General features: G+C 39.1%; 15 protein-coding genes, 1 tRNA gene and 1 riboswitch. Of the genes, 1 reads left to right on the forward strand and 15 read right to left on the reverse strand.

The window, feature by feature from the left end:
* Positions 1-6 precede the first annotated feature (6 nt).
* Complete coding sequence (locus ACTNES_RS07175; RefSeq protein ID WP_291811356.1) at positions 7-1101, reverse strand: 3D domain-containing protein; 1095 nt, start codon at positions 1099-1101, stop codon at positions 7-9.
* A 275-nt stretch (positions 1102-1376) separates the two neighbouring features.
* Between ACTNES_RS07175 and ACTNES_RS07180 the strand changes: the two genes are divergently transcribed.
* Positions 1377-1449, forward strand: a tRNA-Gly gene (locus tag ACTNES_RS07180).
* Positions 1450-1687: 238 nt separating this feature from the next.
* On the opposite strand, the gene ACTNES_RS07185 is transcribed toward ACTNES_RS07180, so the two are convergent.
* The 14 genes from ACTNES_RS07185 to ACTNES_RS07250 all read right to left on the reverse strand — a co-directional run bounded on the left by ACTNES_RS07185 (position 1688) and on the right by ACTNES_RS07250 (position 18110).
* Positions 1688-2872, reverse strand: coding sequence for a phosphoribosylaminoimidazolecarboxamide formyltransferase (locus ACTNES_RS07185; RefSeq protein WP_216460324.1), 1185 nt, complete (start codon positions 2870-2872; stop codon positions 1688-1690).
* A gap of 177 nt (positions 2873-3049) precedes the next feature.
* Positions 3050-3763, reverse strand: a complete 714-nt coding sequence (locus ACTNES_RS07190; protein ID WP_291811352.1) for an IMP cyclohydrolase — start codon at positions 3761-3763, stop codon at positions 3050-3052.
* A 58-nt stretch (positions 3764-3821) separates the two neighbouring features.
* Positions 3822-3902: riboswitch (ZMP/ZTP riboswitch) on the reverse strand.
* A gap of 213 nt (positions 3903-4115) precedes the next feature.
* Complete coding sequence (locus tag ACTNES_RS07195) at positions 4116-4802, reverse strand: peptidoglycan recognition protein family protein (protein ID WP_441039039.1); 687 nt, start codon at positions 4800-4802, stop codon at positions 4116-4118.
* 425 nt (positions 4803-5227) lie between these two features.
* On the reverse strand, positions 5228-6685 hold the full coding sequence (gene guaB / locus ACTNES_RS07200; protein WP_291811349.1) for an IMP dehydrogenase: 1458 nt from the start codon (positions 6683-6685) through the stop codon (positions 5228-5230).
* A gap of 156 nt (positions 6686-6841) precedes the next feature.
* Positions 6842-7345, reverse strand: a complete 504-nt coding sequence (locus ACTNES_RS07205; protein WP_441039029.1) for a DUF6106 family protein — start codon at positions 7343-7345, stop codon at positions 6842-6844.
* A gap of 205 nt (positions 7346-7550) precedes the next feature.
* Complete coding sequence (locus tag ACTNES_RS07210) at positions 7551-9905, reverse strand: CAP domain-containing protein (protein ID WP_441039030.1); 2355 nt, start codon at positions 9903-9905, stop codon at positions 7551-7553.
* Between the two features lie 22 nt (positions 9906-9927).
* Positions 9928-11136: a hypothetical protein gene (locus ACTNES_RS07215; RefSeq protein WP_441039031.1), complete on the reverse strand. Its 1209-nt coding sequence runs from the start codon at positions 11134-11136 to the stop codon at positions 9928-9930.
* A gap of 118 nt (positions 11137-11254) precedes the next feature.
* Complete coding sequence (locus ACTNES_RS07220; RefSeq protein ID WP_441039032.1) at positions 11255-13618, reverse strand: fibronectin type III domain-containing protein; 2364 nt, start codon at positions 13616-13618, stop codon at positions 11255-11257.
* Between the two features lie 46 nt (positions 13619-13664).
* Positions 13665-14786: a hypothetical protein gene (locus ACTNES_RS07225; RefSeq protein WP_441039033.1), complete on the reverse strand. Its 1122-nt coding sequence runs from the start codon at positions 14784-14786 to the stop codon at positions 13665-13667.
* A 45-nt stretch (positions 14787-14831) separates the two neighbouring features.
* Positions 14832-15650, reverse strand: a complete 819-nt coding sequence (locus ACTNES_RS07230) for a bacterial Ig-like domain-containing protein (protein ID WP_441039034.1) — start codon at positions 15648-15650, stop codon at positions 14832-14834.
* Positions 15651-15679: 29 nt separating this feature from the next.
* A complete protein-coding gene (locus ACTNES_RS07235; RefSeq protein WP_441039035.1) occupies positions 15680-16063 on the reverse strand; it encodes a hypothetical protein in 384 nt (127 codons plus the stop codon).
* Between the two features lie 94 nt (positions 16064-16157).
* Positions 16158-16520, reverse strand: coding sequence for a zinc-ribbon domain-containing protein (locus ACTNES_RS07240; protein ID WP_441039036.1), 363 nt, complete (start codon positions 16518-16520; stop codon positions 16158-16160).
* Positions 16521-16658: 138 nt separating this feature from the next.
* Positions 16659-17165 carry a LemA family protein gene (locus tag ACTNES_RS07245; protein ID WP_441039037.1) on the reverse strand — a complete coding sequence of 169 codons (507 nt, stop codon included), beginning with the start codon at positions 17163-17165 and terminating at the stop codon, positions 16659-16661.
* A gap of 24 nt (positions 17166-17189) precedes the next feature.
* Complete coding sequence (locus tag ACTNES_RS07250; protein ID WP_441039038.1) at positions 17190-18110, reverse strand: hypothetical protein; 921 nt, start codon at positions 18108-18110, stop codon at positions 17190-17192.
* Positions 18111-18581: the final 471 nt, after the last annotated feature.

Raw genomic sequence — 18581 nt, forward strand, 5'->3', positions numbered from 1 at the left:
TCAGTTTTACTGAAGTAAATATACATCTGTATAATATACGCCCTTATCTTCGCCTTCCTGGTGAGTCGCAACGTAAATATCGATACAGTTCTGCTTGATCGCACCACCACAATCCTCTGCAACGTAAACCTGTCCATTGATTACGACTTTTGATCCATATGGAATCTGAGACGGATCTACTGCAATCGTATGATTGGTTGTCGCAGTCACACCAGACGCTGTAACACCATTTGCCCATGGACCACAGCAGATACTGCAAGGACAGTAATGTGTGATCTTAAATGTTCCCAGTGGCTTCAAAGTTGCATCAGAAGATACTGCAACCGGAGTACCGATCTGTACTCCATTAACAGCTTCACCCTTATCTGCAGTCACACCTTCTACAGCATCCGCAAATACCCCTTTGCCTTCACTCTTATGGATCACTCCTGCTTCCTGACCATCAACTTCTGCAATCTTCGTTTCCTCTTCACTCTCCTGCGTATCTGTCACATTCTCCAGCACATTGGTAGGAATATATCCGATCGTATTCTTTCCCGCATCATTTTTATAGGAAATCTGACTCCAGATATCATTTACCGTAGCAAGACGTTTGATCTCATCCTCCTGGATAACCTCACCTACTACCTCTCCATCTTTCTTACCCGGATAATCCAGAATGTCACTGTCTTTTAATGCTGTAAAAGTACCCTTTGCAGTTTTCACCTGGTCACTGTCATTGATATTCTTTGTTCTGACATACCCGATGATCTTCTGTGCTCCCTTTTTATTCTTGTACTCGTAAGTTACCTTGCTCCAGCCATTATCACATACAGCAACACGCTCCACATTTGTTCCGAGATATACTTTCTTTAATTTTCCGGCATCCTTTCCCGGATTAGATCTTATATATGTATACTTGACGGATATAGAAACTGTATCTGCCTTGGCAACTGCAGTCACCTTCTTACCGTTGCCATCATCAATTTCAAAAATCTGTGGAGTTTTATTGTCCTGCTTATACGCATTGATCGTTCCCTCATAATCAAGGATATTCGCTGATACCGTAGTCGGAACCATCAGTGAAAAACAAAGCGTCAGCATCATCAGTCTTTTCTTCATGACTAAATTTCATCTCCTTTATTGCTTTTCATTCCTGTCCACTATTTACACAGGAACTTCTTTGCATTTGTTAATCATAGCACAGCCCCTGATGTTTTGCAATTTTCCTTCTTCAGACTTCACGAAATGTTCAGATTTTATATTCCCTGATACGCAAAGAAAAATATATATTTGAAATTTTATAAAAAAGTGAAAAAAACATTTGACAAAAAGAACTTTTTATAGTAGTATATATTTTGTCGCTGAGGTAACTGTTTCAGCAAGAAATAATAAATGCGATAGTGGCGTAGTTGGTAACGCGCGACCTTGCCAAGGTCGAGACCGCGGGTTCGAGCCCCGTCTATCGCTCTTAGAGAATCAGCTGTTGCTGGTTCTTTTTATTTTATCATCTACCAGGTTCTTACATTATTTCTTATAGTACTTTTATAGTACCTCTTATATTATTCACTATCTCCCATCTTCAATACCAGTGCAAGACAAATAAAGATCGTGGGCGCTTTTGCATAAGTTTTAGAAAAAGTTTTTTCTTAAACTCCGAAACCACACCCACGATCTTTATTTGTCTCGCACGTCCCTTTTATATTTCTTAGTGATGGAATAATCTAATTCCAGTAAAGCTCATTGCCATTCCATATTTATTACATGTATCAATTACATCCGCATCACGCACAGATCCACCCGGCTGAGCAATATATTTTACGCCGCTCTTATGCGCACGCTCAATATTATCACTGAATGGGAAGAACGCATCAGATCCAAGAGTAACATCTGTCATCTGATCCAGCCATGCACGTTTCTCTTCTTTTGTAAATACTTCCGGTTTCTCTGTGAAAGTTTTCTCCCACATACCATCAGCAAGTACATCCATATATTCATCCCCGATATAAACATCAATGGCATTGTCACGCTCTGCACGGGAAATGCTGTCCTTAAATGGCAGATTCAGCACCTTTGGACACTGACGAAGGAACCAGTTATCAGCCTTCTGTCCTGCCAGTCTTGTGCAGTGTACACGGGACTGCTGTCCTGCCCCAACACCGATTGCCTGTCCGTCTTTTACAAAGCATACAGAGTTAGACTGTGTATATTTCAGAATGATCAGAGAAATCTTCATGTCACGTTTTGCTTCCTCTGTAAGTTCTTTATTCTCAGTCACGATATTGGAAAGCATTTCATCGTCAATGACAAGTTCCTGACGTCCCTGTTCGAAAGTTACTCCAAATACCTCTTTATGCTCCAGCGGAGCCGGTACATAATTCTCATCAATCTGGATAACATTGTAGTTGCCCTTTTTCTTCTGTTTCAGAATTTCCAGTGCTTCCTCTGTATATCCAGGTGCGATGACACCATCAGATACTTCTCTCTTGATGAGAAGTGCTGTATCTTTATCACAAACATCAGAAAGAGAAATGAAATCACCGAAAGAAGACATTCTGTCTGCACCACGGGCTCTCGCATAAGCACATGCCAATGGAGAAAAATTCTTCCAGTCCATATCATTAACCCAGTAAATCTTTGCCAGTGTCTCTGTCAGTGGAAGCCCTACTGCTGCACCTGCCGGAGATACATGTTTAAAAGATGTAGCTGCTGGAAGTCCTGTCGCTTTCTTCAGGTTTGTTACCAGCTGCCATCCATTAAATGCATCCAGGAAATTGATATATCCTGGTCTTCCGGAAAGCACTTTAATCGGAAGTTCAGAACCATCTGCCATATAAATTTTAGCAGGTTTCTGATTCGGGTTACAGCCATATTTTAATTCGAATTCTTTCATTGTATTAATCCTCCGTATGAACGAAATAAATATTCCAAAATTGATTTCTGTAAATAATCCTTTACTGCAAAAGCATTGTCTTCTGTTCACGGTAATCTGCGCATATTATCTGTGTTCAGGCTACTATTCATTCTGTGCACAATAACACGATTCAGTAACCGACTCCGTGACTGACTGTTATTTATTTTTATTAATGATCTTACTTTCGTACTTACCAGTCTCAATATCAATATATCTCACAAACAGAGATACTTTGTTATCTTCGTTCAGGCTGTTCCAGAGAAGTTCTGCAAACACATCCATATCATCTGGAATCGCTACCAGCTTCGGCTCTCCCTCAAAACTTGGAAGTGGGTTTCCGTCACATTTATAGGTATGAATAAAATGTCCCTCTCCTGCAATGGCATTCTCGTATGCAAATGTATAACGGTTACATGCATCCGGATTTCCGTTATTGCTCTTGAGGATTGACATTGCATAGCTGAATTTTCCATCCTCTACGTGCATCACACCGGAAATACGAGGTGTATAGTTTGGTCCATCCGGCTCAAATTCTCTACTTCTTAAGGACTGTTCAAAAGTAAGCTGGTGATCCATTCCCTCATAAACAGTATCTGTCTGATCTCCGTTTGTCACGATTGTTTTGTTTCCCAGTACACGTACAGGTGCGTAGATGATCAGGCTTGGATCTGTAAGTTTGGACGGGTCAAAAGCCTGTGTGCGGATGCCCTCGCCTTCTTCTACAAATACTCTGTTTCTGCTGTTCTCGCTTCTGCCCATGATGAAATAAGCTGTCACTGCTTTCTTACCGTCTGCGGAACGTCCGATTACAATTCCTCTTCCAGGATAGGAATTCTCTTTCAGTTCTTTTTCCAGTGATAACATTTCCATAGTTTTTTCTCCTTTTCTTTAAAAATAAGGTCAAAAAAGCCTGGGAAACCCTTTATCTCCAGGCTGCCCAGGCGGTCGGCTCATATCCACGCTGCACTCCCTGTAGGTGATCCTACTTCCGCCAGTCATGCAGGCACTGTTGTGAAAAACTCACACGCTGTTATTATAGTACAATACTTCTTTGCGGATTTCAAGGCAAATTTTTTTGCAGGCTGCTGATTTTCTTTATGATTTCCCTCATGATTTTTATGCCCTCCATTTCAAAAATGCGAATGTCAAGCGAATGAAATAATCTTCAAAATGTGCCTTAAATTTTCTGGGATTGCTATAAATAACAGATTATCGGCCTCTATTAATTATTCTGTAAGCTATAGTCTGTCTCAATCTGCGCTGCAATATCTGCTTTCATCTGTAACCATGCATCCGGATTCTCCACATAATATTTCGGACAATCTTTTCCTGTGACATCATAATGGCGAATCACATTTTCTGAAGTTAAATCAAACCTTTTGCAAAGCCACGCTGTTAATTTTACTACCGAATCATACGTTGCATCATTAAATTTTCCTGTCTCATCAGGATGACAACACTCGATAGATAATGTATCTACATTGCGGGAATTTGTTGCGTAAGACATCTCTGAAGTTGGAATACACTGTACTACCTCTCCCTCCAGTCCCACCACAAAATGACTGCTTACTTTTGTATCATGAGTATTCGCTAAATTTTCAAAATAGTTCCGGTTAGCAATCGCTGTTGCTCCCGGATTTGCAGTATAATGAACCGCTATATACTGTACACTCTCAATTGGAATCTGCGGTCTGGAATATTCATTCGGTGTAAGCAATTTCACATCTATGTATGGTGCCCCTTCTTTCTGCCATTGTTCCGGACCACCGGAAGAATCTGATGAATCTGTTTCTGACTGTTCTGTATCAGAAACCACTGTGTCAGAATTATGTATAAATCCTCCAATACTCCATCCATTTTCACTCATACGATTTATAACGATCCATCCCGCCAGAACTATAATAACCATCAGTAAACCGATAATAAGAACCCTTTGATTTCTCTGTCTGACCCTGCTGCTTTTCCCCCGTTTCTTTCTGCCTGCAGTTTTTTTTGCCGCATATGGATTTGCAGATTTTACAGTCTTTGAAATTCCATTTTTCTTTGCTGTTTCTGCTGTCTTGGTTCTTCGTGATCTCACTGTCGTTTTTGCTGTTTTGGTCCCCGTTCTTTTCCTTTTTGTCTGTTTCTGCATTTTTACCTTCTCTTATAATTATATTGGTTCTATAGCACTCCTCGGAAATAATGCATCTTAACCCAGCTATCCCCCATCATATATTTATTACGCCTCTTCCAATGAATAATAAACAAAAAACACCCCGGTCAGCATGCCGGAAGGTATTTGCTTTCCTTCCACTAGCAGCCAACCAGGGCATATATTACTGTAAATCTTTATTATTTATCATCTACGCTATAGTTTGGCGCTTCTTTTGTGATGTGAATATCATGCGGATGGGATTCCTTAAGAGACGCTGCAGAAATCTTGATGAATCTGCCTGTTTCTTTCAGCTTCTCAATTGTCTCTGCTCCACAATATCCCATACCGGAACGGAGACCACCCATGAGCTGGAATACTGTATCCTCAACATGTCCCTTGTAAGCAACACGTCCTTCAACACCTTCCGGAACAAGCTTCTTCGCATTCTCCTGGAAATAACGGTCTTTACTTCCGTTCTCCATAGCTGCGATAGATCCCATACCACGGTATACTTTGTATTTTCTACCCTGATACAGTTCGAATGTTCCCGGGCTCTCATCGCATCCTGCAAACATGCTTCCCATCATGCAGACATTCGCACCAGCTGCGATTGCCTTTGTGATATCGCCTGAATATTTGATACCACCATCCGCAATGATCGGGATTCCGTATTCTTTCGCTGCTTCGTAACAGTCCATGACAGCTGTGATCTGCGGAACACCGATACCAGCAACAACACGTGTTGTACAGATAGAGCCAGGTCCGATACCAACTTTAACTGCATCTACGCCAGCTTCGATCAAAGCTTTTGTTGCAGCGCCTGTTGCTACGTTACCTGCGATTACCTGCAAATCCGGATATGCAGCTTTGATCTCACGTACAGCTTTCAGAATATTCTCTGAATGTCCGTGTGCAGAATCAATTACGATCACATCTACAGACGCCTTTACAAGTGCATCTACACGTGCAAGCACGTTAGCTGTGATTCCTACTGCAGCACCACAGAGAAGACGTCCCTGATCATCTTTGGCTGCCAGAGGATATTTAATCTGTTTCTCAATATCTTTAATAGTAATTAAACCTTTCAAATTAAAGTCATCATCTACAATGGGTAATTTCTCTTTACGGGATTTTGCCAGAATCTTCTTGGCTTCTTCCAGTGTGATTCCTTCTTTGGCTGTAATCAGTCCCTCAGAAGTCATGCACTCTTTGATTTTCTTACTGAAATCTGTCTCAAATTTCAGGTCACGGTTGGTAATGATTCCAACCAGCTTTCTGCCTTCTGTGATCGGCACACCGGAGATACGAAACTTCGCCATTAACTCATCTGCGTCCTTAAGTGTATGTTCAGGAGATAAATAGAAAGGATCTGTGATAACACCGTTCTCAGAACGTTTTACCTTGTCTACTTCTTCTGCCTGCGCTTCAATGGACATATTCTTATGAATAATACCAATACCACCCTGTCTCGCCATAGCGATCGCCATGCGATGCTCGGTTACTGTATCCATTCCCGCACTCATCATAGGAATGTTCAGTTTAACCTTCTTTGTTAAGTAAGTTGTGACATCTACCTGATTCGGAATTACCTTTGAATATGCCGGAACTAACAGCACGTCATCAAATGTAATGCCTTCACCAATGATAGTACCCATTGCATTTCCTCCCTTGCGTATATGAAATTGAATTACTACTATTGTCTGTTACAATATAAGAATTCTACAGAGCATTCCCTATATTGTAATAAATAAAAAGGAACCAGCAACTGGCCCTTTTATTTTTCACAAGTGTAACAAAAATCAGTTTCTATGTCAATCCAAAAAAACTTTGCTCGGTGCTGAATTTTTCATAGCTTTTGCAAGTGCTTCATCTGGTTCCAGAATAATCTTGCATAAATCTCCGTCAAGTCTTGTGATGACCCCGAAACGTTTATGTTCTGAATTTCCTGATGAAAAATCCAGTACTTTCATCTTCTGGTTTCCGTTGTAATAGTCCATTCTGTGGGAATTTAACGGAGCTGCCAGATCTGCCTCTGATAATTTGAAACTCTTTACTCTCTTTCTTTTTGTCTTTGACATGATCATGTCGATGTCGAAATCGCCATTGATAAACAGATATTCGTATTCTACGTCTGTTTTAGGAATTACGAAATAACATGCAATTCCAAATGCTACAGCTACGATCCATATTAATGGGGTGATAATCAGTCCGGCAATTACTGCGATTGCTGTCAACACAATCAGGCCATACTTTACAAGACTGTCTTTGATTGTGTGCTCCCGTTTTACCAATAATTCTGAATACAGGTCACTCATCTTCATTGCTCCTTTTCTTCTGTTTTTTCCGGCAGCCTGAATCAATTTTTCAGCAGCCCGGATATTTCAACAGGTATTATAGCACAAAAAGGGACTGCCGTCTATGCGGCAGTCCCCCAGATTTTGTCAGTTTAGAAAATCTCATCACAAAAGATGATATTCCATGGATTTTGACCCGTAGCTGTGAAGCATTGAGCAGGTACACTTATTTCATATTTACTGTTACCACACATTTTGCAACCACACCCGAGCCATCCAGTGCATGAGCTGTAATTACCGCAGTTCCATTTCCCACAGGTGTGAGGTAATGTTTACTGAATTCCGTCGCCCATCCACTGTTTACCAGTACAACAGACTTATCACTCGTGGTCCATCTGCATCCCTTTACTGTGGCATTGGATGGACTGTAGGTTGCTTCTATAACATAATGCTTCTTCTTGTCTGTGATTGTTACGGATGTCTGGCTTAATTTGATCGATTTCACTTTGATTACCTGAGTATTCTGATCATCCGGAATAGAAGGCAGTTCCGAAGTTCCATTGTCATCTTTATAATCTACGGTTACTTTACACTGAGCAGTCAGTCCGGAACCATCCAATGCATAAGCTGTAACTACTGCTGTTCCATTTCCCACAGCCGTAAGCATTGTACTGGAAGAAGCCAGATAATCATACCCACCTACCGATACTACAGACGGATCGCTGCTTACCCATCCAAGCATTTTATAATAAGCTCTGAACGGCAGAACCATAGAATCAAGAAATACTCTATCTCCTTTAGATGTCATAGTGATAGAACGTCGACTTAAGGTTATATCTGTCATCAGTGTCGGATGTACTCCCGGCGGAATCGGAATCGGTGTCGGGACTGCCGGCTGTGCAGGTGTCGGTGTGACCGGTCTTTCTGTTTTACTCAGATTTGCACTTACTCCCTGTTCATCATATTTTCCGGCAGTTTTGGTTTTGCTGTAATAAGCTTTTACTGTATAAGTATTTTTCATGTCAGCAACCGGATTCTTATCTGTAAAACTTAACGCAGATGCTTTTACAGATCCGATCTGTGTCCAATTGCTCAGAGTCGTTTTGCGGAAAATTCTATAGGCATTACAGCCGCCTGCTTTTTTCCAGCTGACAGTGACTGTATTATCAGAATTAACTACAGCTTTTATCAGCTGTGGAGTTTCAGGAACTGTTTTTACAGTTAAACCTTTTGTGTCATAGGTACTGTATTTTCCTGAAACCTGATTATACGCTTTCACTGTATAATCATATTTCTGTCCTACTATGATTGGATATTTCTTAGAGGATGTATGGACATATTTCGTTACACCAGATTTCACTGTAGCAAGCTGTGTCCATTTGGCAGTTCCTGTCTTTCTATAATAAATGACATACCTGGATACATTCAGGGATTTTTTCCAGCTGATCTGGATCTTATTATAGGAAAGGGCAGAAATCTTGTCCAATGCCGGTTTGCCAGGCGTATCTGTTGTAAGTGGAGGAATTTCTTCCGTTCTGGTTAAATGACAATTCTGGCAAGTATATACCTTCTCTCCTTTGGTAGATGCAGTTGCCTTTTTTGTAACTTTTCCATTATCCCAATTATGTTTTCCTTCCAGTGTAGTCTCTACTTTATGTCCTGCACTGTCGCTTGCGGTAATCGTTACTTTTCCACAGGTGTGAACTGTCACTGCACCGTTACTGTCTACCGATGCGATACTATCATCAGAAGAGCTCCATGTAATCTGATCCATCACCTGCAGATTTTTGATAGTTGTACCGTTGAATGAAATATCCGTTGTCATTCTCAGCTGTGAAGTTTTATCTGCCTGCGCAGAAAGATTACCGGAGATTCTGTACTCATTACTGCAATAAGAATCTGCGAATTCAAGAGTCTGCACGCAGTCCTTTACCGCTGTTCCCTGAGTTTCATCCAATCCTGTCTCGGAAGAAAACTCTCCTGCCGTTGTATTTGGAAATTGTGTATGTTCTGAATAAAATGTCCCAAGGCCTATGTATGTATTGGACGGATCGATCATCTGTGTATAATGACGTGTAACAGCACCAGGAACCTGATTTACCCAGTCTGCTTTTTCCTCATACCACTGTTCAATTCCGTCCGTCATGGTTTTTCCCCAGTCCCAGGCAAGAACTTCGCCATAGCTTCTTACGTAATTAGGGCTCTTGATCTGAAAGCAGTTTTTACCATTTGTTCTTTTGTGTGCCATTGTAATTCCTGATTCTGCAGCACGTATTCTTGCAATATATTCAAGATCAGAAGACCATTTGATTGGCACATAATCCGATGGTTTTAGTGGACTGCCGGTCCGAGGATCAGGTACACCCTCCTGGCAGGCTTCTTTACGAATCTCATTAATTCTTTTTAACGCCTGTGGAATCTGCGTGATATATTCACCTTTTACTCCAAGAAGCGTACAATTCGAAGAAGCGGTTTCAACATCTGTCGGTATCGTCGTAGAAGCGGATATATTCACTGCGCCAAGCCAGATAACTGCCATCACCATTACTAACAAAAACAGGTTTCTATTCTTTTTTCTCATTATGACTGCCTCCTTTCGCTGTTTACAGTCCTGAAAGTGCACTGGTATCTGTAATCTTTGTCCATGAAGGTTTCTTATTTCTGGAATCAAAATCAATCAATTCTTTACTTCCCACTTTATAGTTCAGAGGTTCACTGTAATGCTTAAGTATGTTATCCTCTTTATCTATAAACCATCGATATTTAAAATTCACAGATTTAGCATACCAGTAATAATTCTCATATAAATAATCATGTTTTTCCGACATCTGCGGGTCCCAGAAATAACCGCTCATTCGCTTTGATTTATAACCTGAACCGGTCTTCTCACAAGTATAAAGCTGACAGATTTTCCGGGTATAGGTCTTATCTCCTTCCTCCCAGGGGCAGTCAGAACCCACGATCAGTTCCGGAATTGAGTCATTGTTCATGTCAAAAACAAAATACTCAAGATTCACTGTGCCGTACGGCATTGGCTCGATCATACCTGTCTTATCCCCTGCTTTAACTGCACGCAGAACATCGACATATGCATCTCTGACCGTCGGAAAAGTAAATTGGGGAGAATCAAGAACTGCAAGCAGGATATTTGAACGATTTCCCGTTGTTTTGGTCTTGCTGTCATATCCACATACAGCATAATAATTGGCCCATCCACGAACTGGTGTCGTATCTTTATATTTCAGTGTATTTGATTTTACCCTGGCGATCCTTTTCCATGAACTTCTGTAGGTTCTGCGATAAATCTCATAAGCATCGCAGCCTCCAGCTTTACTCCATGACAGATTTACGGAAATCTTATCAGAATTAACCTCTGCTTTATTAAGCTTCACCATTTCCGGTAAAATCTGTATCATAATTCCTCTTTTATTATACGCGCCGTACTTTTTGGAGGCAGAATTATAGGCTTTTACTGTATAAGCATATGATCTGCCTGTCGTAAGCGGATATTTGGCAGAAGCCTTGTGCGTATAGCTGGTAGTTCCAGCTTTCACAGATGCCAGTTTCGTCCACTTTCCGGATTTTTTCTCTTTATAATAGATATAATAATCCGTCACATTATCTGCTTTTTTCCAGACAAGTTTTACCTGTCCAAAGGCTGGGGATGAAATATCCTGCATTGTGACCCTGCCAGGAGTATCTGCCGCGGCGAAAACACTGCCCGGTTTTACAAATGAAAAACAAAAAGAAACCAGTATCAGTACTACCATCCATACAATCACAGAAGATTTTCGTATGTAATCCTTTTTCATTCTTCTCACACATCCTTTCTCACCTGTTGTTAATTGTCACAATAAGTTTCCCTGCTTTTTTGTCAAAAAGTACTGACAGATTTCTCCATCAGCACTTTTCTCCATTCGTTTTTCCTGTTTATTTCACTGTAACCTTTCTCACTCTGCTCCAGTTAGAATAATAATTTTTTCCACCAACCTTTTTGAATGTACGGATACGGATATAATAGTTATTCTTAGACATCAGTTTTTTCAGAGTGATGCTCTGAGAGCTGCCATTTGCTTTTATTGCTTTCGCATTTTCCATGTTAACAGATGTACTGTATTGTACCTGATATCCACTGACAGATTTTGCCGGTGTCCAGGAAACTTCTGCCTTGCTCTTTCCGGTTTTTACCGTAAAACTCTTCGTATTAAGAGGGCGTACCGTAACTGTAATCTTTTTCTCCGCAACAGCCTTGTAATTCTTTCCTGCTTTCGCACGAATTGTCAGCGTTGCTTTTCCCGGACTTTTCGGAATGAATTTATTACCGGAAACCTGTACAATTCCCGGAGCAGATGAAATGATGATAACTTTTCCGTCCGTAACAATACGATCAGCAATATTAATTGCTTTGCTGCCCTGATTTACGGTTTTATTGCCGGCAATGATCTGGCCATCCTTCTTCTGGATTTTGAAAGTAACAGTAAGGGAACCTGTATAATTTCCTATACCCGTAACTGTTGCTTTCGCTGTGCCAACATTCACACTATTACTGGAAATAACATAATCCTTACCTTTTACCAGAGGAATATTGTCTGTCACAGTGATTTCCGGCTCAATGCGCTTACCTGTATAGACGTAAGAACTCTGGGTCAGCGTTGCTGTGGCGGCATTAATTTTTCTTGGAAGTATTTCAAATGGCTTTGAACATTTTCCTGTATAATAACCCAGCCCTGTCACTATTACTTCTGCCGGGCTTCCGGCATTTATATTATTTATATACGTCACCGTATAATCTTTATTTTCAGTTAAGACTTTGTTATCAACTTTTAAGACAACAGAGGGTTTTTTCTCAGTTCCATCATATACAAAAGAACCTTCTGAGAGCGTAAGTTCTCCTTTTTCAATATCCTGCGCCACAAATATCCTGTATGTCTTCTTAGCCTCACCTGTGTAATTACCTTTCCCCTTAACAGTAACTGTGGCATTACCTGGTTTCGTGTAATTATTATAGTAAACCGCATAATCTGTATTTGCAGATAATTTAGTGTTTCCAACAGTCACAGTGACACCCGGCTTCTTTGCTTTTCCATCATATCTGAAGGAATCAGCTGATAACACCACTGCTGCCTGACTGATATCCGCCCTATTTATTGTATAAGACTTGCTTTTGTAGCTTGTATAGTCTCCCATTCCTGTAACAATTACAGTAGCGGTACCCGCATTGATATTATTTTTATAGGAAACTTTATAATCAATGCCCTCATTTAACAGAATATTTCCATCCTTTACAGTTACCGCCGGTCTTTTCTCTGTTCCATCATACACTATTTTGGGGCCAGACAGTATCACTTTGGCAGCGCCTGACAGACTCCTTGGCTTAATCTGAAACGTTTTTTCTAATGTTCCGAAATATTTTCCCCTACCTGTAACAATTGCAGTTCCCGTTCCTGCATGAATATTATCTTTATACGATACTGTATAATCTGTACCTGCTTTCAATGATTTACCCGCCTCTTTCACAGTTACAGATGGTTTCTTTTCGCTTCCGTTATAAGTAATATTATTTACAAAAACGCTCATTGTGCATTTGCTGATATCTCTGGCTGCTTCCTTGATTTTGAAATATTTCTTTATTGTACGAGAATATTTTCCATAGTTTCCTATACCAGTAACCGTCACCAGTGCATTTTCAGATGGTTTACTGTTATTGCTATACTTTACTGTATAGTCCTTATTTAGAGTCAGAGTTCTTTCTCCGTCCTTTACCGTAACCTGCGGCATTTTCTGCTCACCATCATAGATAAAAGATTCCTGATCTAAGGCAACTGTACATCCCGTTAATTCCCTTGACTCAATCTTATAGGTTTTAGTAAATGATCCTGTATATTTACCCAATCCACTGATGATTATTCCGTCTGTACCTGAATTGGTAAAATCCCCCTCATAGCTGATCTGATAATCAACACCTTCCTGTGGATCTGCCTGATTGCTCCGACGACTTTTTAACGTAACCTTTGGTTTCTGTTCCTCACCGGTATAGACAGCTTTTGCCGGTTCAATCACTACATTAAATGTAGTTGAGGTTAATCTCGTAGCTCCTGTGACAGCTGCCGGATCAAGATCAATAGTTTCTTCACTCTCATCTTGTATATCTGTTTCCGGTATATCTGAAAACTGCTCTGTATTCTGCTCTATCACATCTGTTCCTGATACAAATTCTGCAGCGCCCACTGAAGTGCCTGTAATCATACATACAGAAATCAGGATTGTTATCGCTTTAGCTGCTTTATTTTTCATAATCACCAATTTCCTCTCTATTGATTGTCACTATCTTTTTTCCGTTCTATTTTTTGTAAATATATGTAGAGTTGCTGGCAGTTGCAGCAGATTTGATAACCTTAGATCCGGATTTACGGAAAGCTACAATTTTATAATAATAGTAACCACCATTTTTTAATGATTTCTTATCTGTATAACTGGTTTTTCCTGTTACCGTTGCGACTTTCTTATAGCCGCTGTCCCTTGAAGTGCTACGATAAATATAATATCCTGTTGCGTTGGTCACTTTTTTCCAGCGAAGTGATGCCTTAGCTGTTCCACCTTTCAGGGAAGTAAATTCTGTTGCACCAAGTTTACCTGTTGCCTGAATATGATAAATATCTCCTTTGGCACTCATATAAGCAGGACTTGAAATCTCCACTATTAAATCACCGCAGCATCTTGGCACTGTCAGTGTTTCATTTGTAGTAATATAATAATAGCCTAAAGACTTCCTACTACTATATTCAATAAAGTCGATTCTCCATTTACCCGGATTGGCAACTGCATCGTCAATTATAAATCTAAAAGATACACCATTTGTTCCTTTTAATTTAAAGCGATAATAATCAACGTCATCACCGGTATATAACTTTCCTGTATATTGCTTGTTTAAAGAAACAATATTGGCATTGGATAAATTTTTGTTCTTATAATATTGCTCTTTTTCCCACTGATCTGAAGGTGTATTATGAACCATCAAATTATATGTGCCTGATTTTCCATAAGCATAATAATTGCTTGAAATTTTTACATAATATGTACCCGGCATCCATCCTGTTTTTGTAGACTTTCCATAATGTGCATAACTGTCAAACAGCTGATGTCTGTCCGCATCATATAAAGTAATTCCCCACTTTGCACTGCTACTTGCATTACTTGCAGCTGCTCCCAATTCGAAATAAGTTTCTCCGGGCTGTTCAATTGTAAATTTATACCAGTCTTCGTCATACCGATCACTAATTGTTCCCTGCATCCATGTATTTAACGGCAGCTGATTTGCAGCACCCGGATTACCATTCGGTTCGCTTTCTTGCAGGATATCTGCTTTTACGGCTACCGCCGGATTAAATGCAGTCACACAAAGAGCCATTGTCAGACCGGTAAACATTACTTTTGTCAGTTTTGCAACTTTTTCTCTAAACATAGTTTCGTTCTCCCTTCATACAATTTCAAAAATTGCTTTATCACATTAAACAATCTTAAACGTTTTATTTACGCTTCCGGAATATTTTCCCTTAAAAGTAATTTTAACATTGTAAGTGCCTTTTTTTGTCAGACCTTTGCTGTAAGTTACTTTATAATTAGACGGACTGATCACCTTTCCCTTTCGGTCCTTTACCTTTACCTTTGGTTTATGTGCGCATCCATCATAAGTGTATTTTGTTTTAGATAAACTTATTGTTTTCGGTCGATAAATAGTTTTACCTGTTCTCGTCCGGTCACAGGAACATGTATAAAAGATTAAGCCATCTGATTTCAGAGTTGCCGGAGTACTCCGACATTTCCATTTATGAAAATGCGCATTCACCTTAAATTGATAAGCCATCGGATTTGCCAGAAATTTTAAGCGTAAATAATACTCTCCCGCATTTAATTCCCATTCCTTTTCAAATGGATCTGTTCCTCCATCAACACAAACTAATTTACCATTTTCTTTTTTATAAAGTACGCCATCCATATAATCCTGTACATCTGTTGTTATTTTAACAGACGCATCATCTTTTGGAATTGTAAACTTATACCAATCTACAAAGTCATTATATGTCAATAAGCCTTTATACATTTTATTTAATGAAATTTCATCTGCATCATCAAGTTTATTATTCGAACCGCCCTGTTCTTCCGGAATTGTTTCCTCAATATTTGATGATACCAACATAAATGAACACTCTCCAGTAGTAGGTATAAATGCATCACCATCTGGTCCCAAATTACAGCCACTAATAGTAACATAATATGTTCCTTTAGTTAACTCTATTGAATAATCAAAAGTTCCCTCTTTACTCACCTTATCTGATTCAAAGGTTTGGCTGTCAGCTATTTTTTTCTGGAATTATCATATACTGACAAGGTAATATTAGAAATTTTGGAAAATGTTCCTACAATATCAAACAATCCCGCAGAATCCAATGTGAATTTGTAAGCTTTATCTGCTGCACTTGTCCCAAAATCAACTGTATCATTATATTGTGTATCTAATAAAACATCTTTAATAGTATCTGCCCAATAGGAATCAGCATCTCCATTATTTTCCACAGTTTCAGATATAGCCTCTGCATTATCTGTAAATTCATCTTCTGCTGCAAACTCTACCGCATTTTCTTCCTCGCCACTGGTAAATTCTGATGCCATTGCAGATGCAGGCATACCGATACATAATATAGCTGACAAAACTAATGATAATACTTTCTTTTTTTTCATAACCTTTGATTTCCTTTCCCTCTTATCAAAATTTAAATAAATACTTGAGTCAGGCGGATATTCGCAGCCTCCGCAGGGGACTTACCTGATTCGATTAATATAATCCGGAACTTGATAAACCTAAAGAACCCAGCAGTAATACAAAAAGAACTACTACTATGATTGTAAAGCAAAAATAAGACCTTGCAAAGTTCCTCAAGTTCATATTATTAGTTCCACCAAAAGAAAATACCAGGAGCAAAACAAAGCCAACTATCGGAATAGAAAACAGAATTTCATATCCAAAATACCCCCACATGGAAATCGGCGTTGTATCCATTGTTTTTTTCTTCGATGATGCCGGTAAGTTTGATGCTGTAGCATATTCAACAGTATCTTCTTCGTTTAATTTTGCTCCGCATTCCTTACAGAATAAAGCCTTATCCGGGTTTTCAGTTCCACAATTTTTACAATACATGATCATCTCTCCTTTTCTCTTTTATATGACATTTTGTGTCATATGTTTTTGTTTGTCATTTTTTCTCCTTCCTTTCTTTCTACTATATAATATAGTATATAACCGATTCAGAAAGGCTTCAAGTTTTAATTTTTATGATTAGAATTTATCAAAATGTACTTCTTCTTTGTTCAGTTTTTTATTTTCCTCATAGTTTTCTTCATCAATAAATGTTTCCGGCTTATAATCAAAAATGGAAGCAATAATACAGCCTGGGAAATTTGCAATTTCGGTATTGTATCTGCGGATATTTCCATCTAACAGGCTTCTTGATGCTGCAATTTCCTGATTCAGTTCGTATGCCTGATTCAATGCCTGATTATACCCCTGCATTGACTGTAAATCCGGATACTTCTGTCCAAGGAACGCCAGTTGTTCGAGGCGATCATTTGCTGTCAGTTTTTCGATTCCTGATACTTCTTTTTCATAACTGAGCTTTGCGATCTGTAATGCATCATTTAAGCACTCTGCTCTTTTGGCTTTCTGTATTCCAATCATAGAACCACCATGCTTGATGCTCTGGCTTAATTCATTAAACCTGTTTTTTGTTGTTATGAAGTAATATATTCCTCCAATAATAATAATCCAAAAAAGTATTTTCATCATCTTTTCTCTCCTGTCCCAATTTTTTTACATTATTTTTTCTAACTGTAAGTATGTACTATGCGCTGAGCGAGCCAGACGGCCAACGTTTTGGCAATAATTTTCCACATCTTCAAATGATTTAAGGATTGATTTGCGGTTGTAAACATCTATCCCCGGTATATATCCTCCGAAGCCATTTGTCATATAACCAACTATTCTTCCATTGTAAAACGTCATCTGTCTGATATCATCCCAAATATGCGCCTGAATCATTGCCAGCTGCCGGGTTGGTGTCAGATATTTCATGCACTTCAGCTCTGTTCCCTCTTCAACCAAGATATCAAATTTGTCTGTAAATTCCACAGATGCAATATTATGTCTCATCGAACACAAATCTTTGCCGGATCTGCTTTCCAGAGGCAGATCACATTTATTTTTTCTGCATCCAATGTAAATTTCAGGTACACCGGAATTAAATTCCGCTGTGAACATTCCACTTACTACTTTCATATTCCCGGAATTTTCAAAACATATTTCATCCCTTCCGTTTTCGCTGTTTTGCATGATTCCATTCTTTCGATACATATCATAGCGAAATTTATCATAATGTTTTGTGCACTCTTCCTGAATGGCATCTAATTTTCCACTGCTGAATCTGATGATCCATCGACCAGCCATCATAATAAGAAGATGCATCATCACATAAATGAACAGGCTTATTTTGGCATTCCAGGCTGATATGCATATAAGTAAAATAAAAAAATGTGTTATTTTTTCAATTCTTCCTATTCTTTCTAATCCAGGCCCTACAAATATCAGCAAATCACTTCCGAATTTATCCAGTTTTGTACCTGTTTTGTATATTTGCAGGAATTTTTTATGATCTCGTTCATTTGTTGAAATGCACATTCTCAAATTTTCATCCATCTCTTTGTCTGCTCCCTCATATTTTTTTATCTGCAGCATTTTTACACCGCCCGGTCAAATGTTCCCGGTAACCATCCGGCATTCTGTCTCGAAATACCGAATAGTTACTGTTCACATTTCTGTAACTTTCTTCCTCCTTTCTGCTATATAGACGATTCAAAAGGGCTTCAGGTTTTATCTTTATGATTATTTTATAACATTTTTTATAAAATAATCTATTTCCTGATGAATGACCACTTTTTTGAGACGAACGACACATTTTGACCTAATTGGATAATTTTCCATTATCTCTGCATAAACTGTCTGTCATACTTTCTGCAGGTGCAAATGGATTAGCCGTATCTATAATGTACATGCTCTCTGGATATTCCGTTTCCAGACGGTATCCATACTGGTTACTAACTAAAACTTCCCACACCGATACGGTGTGTTGAACCTTGAAAATTCAATATTTCAGCCAATAAAAAAGGCATAAACCTGTTCCGTTTGGTATAATGGAATTGACTAGAA

It is taken from the genome of Blautia sp. HCP3S3_D9 (genome assembly GCF_052063845.1).
Taxonomy (GTDB): Bacteria; Bacillota; Clostridia; order Lachnospirales; family Lachnospiraceae; genus Blautia_A.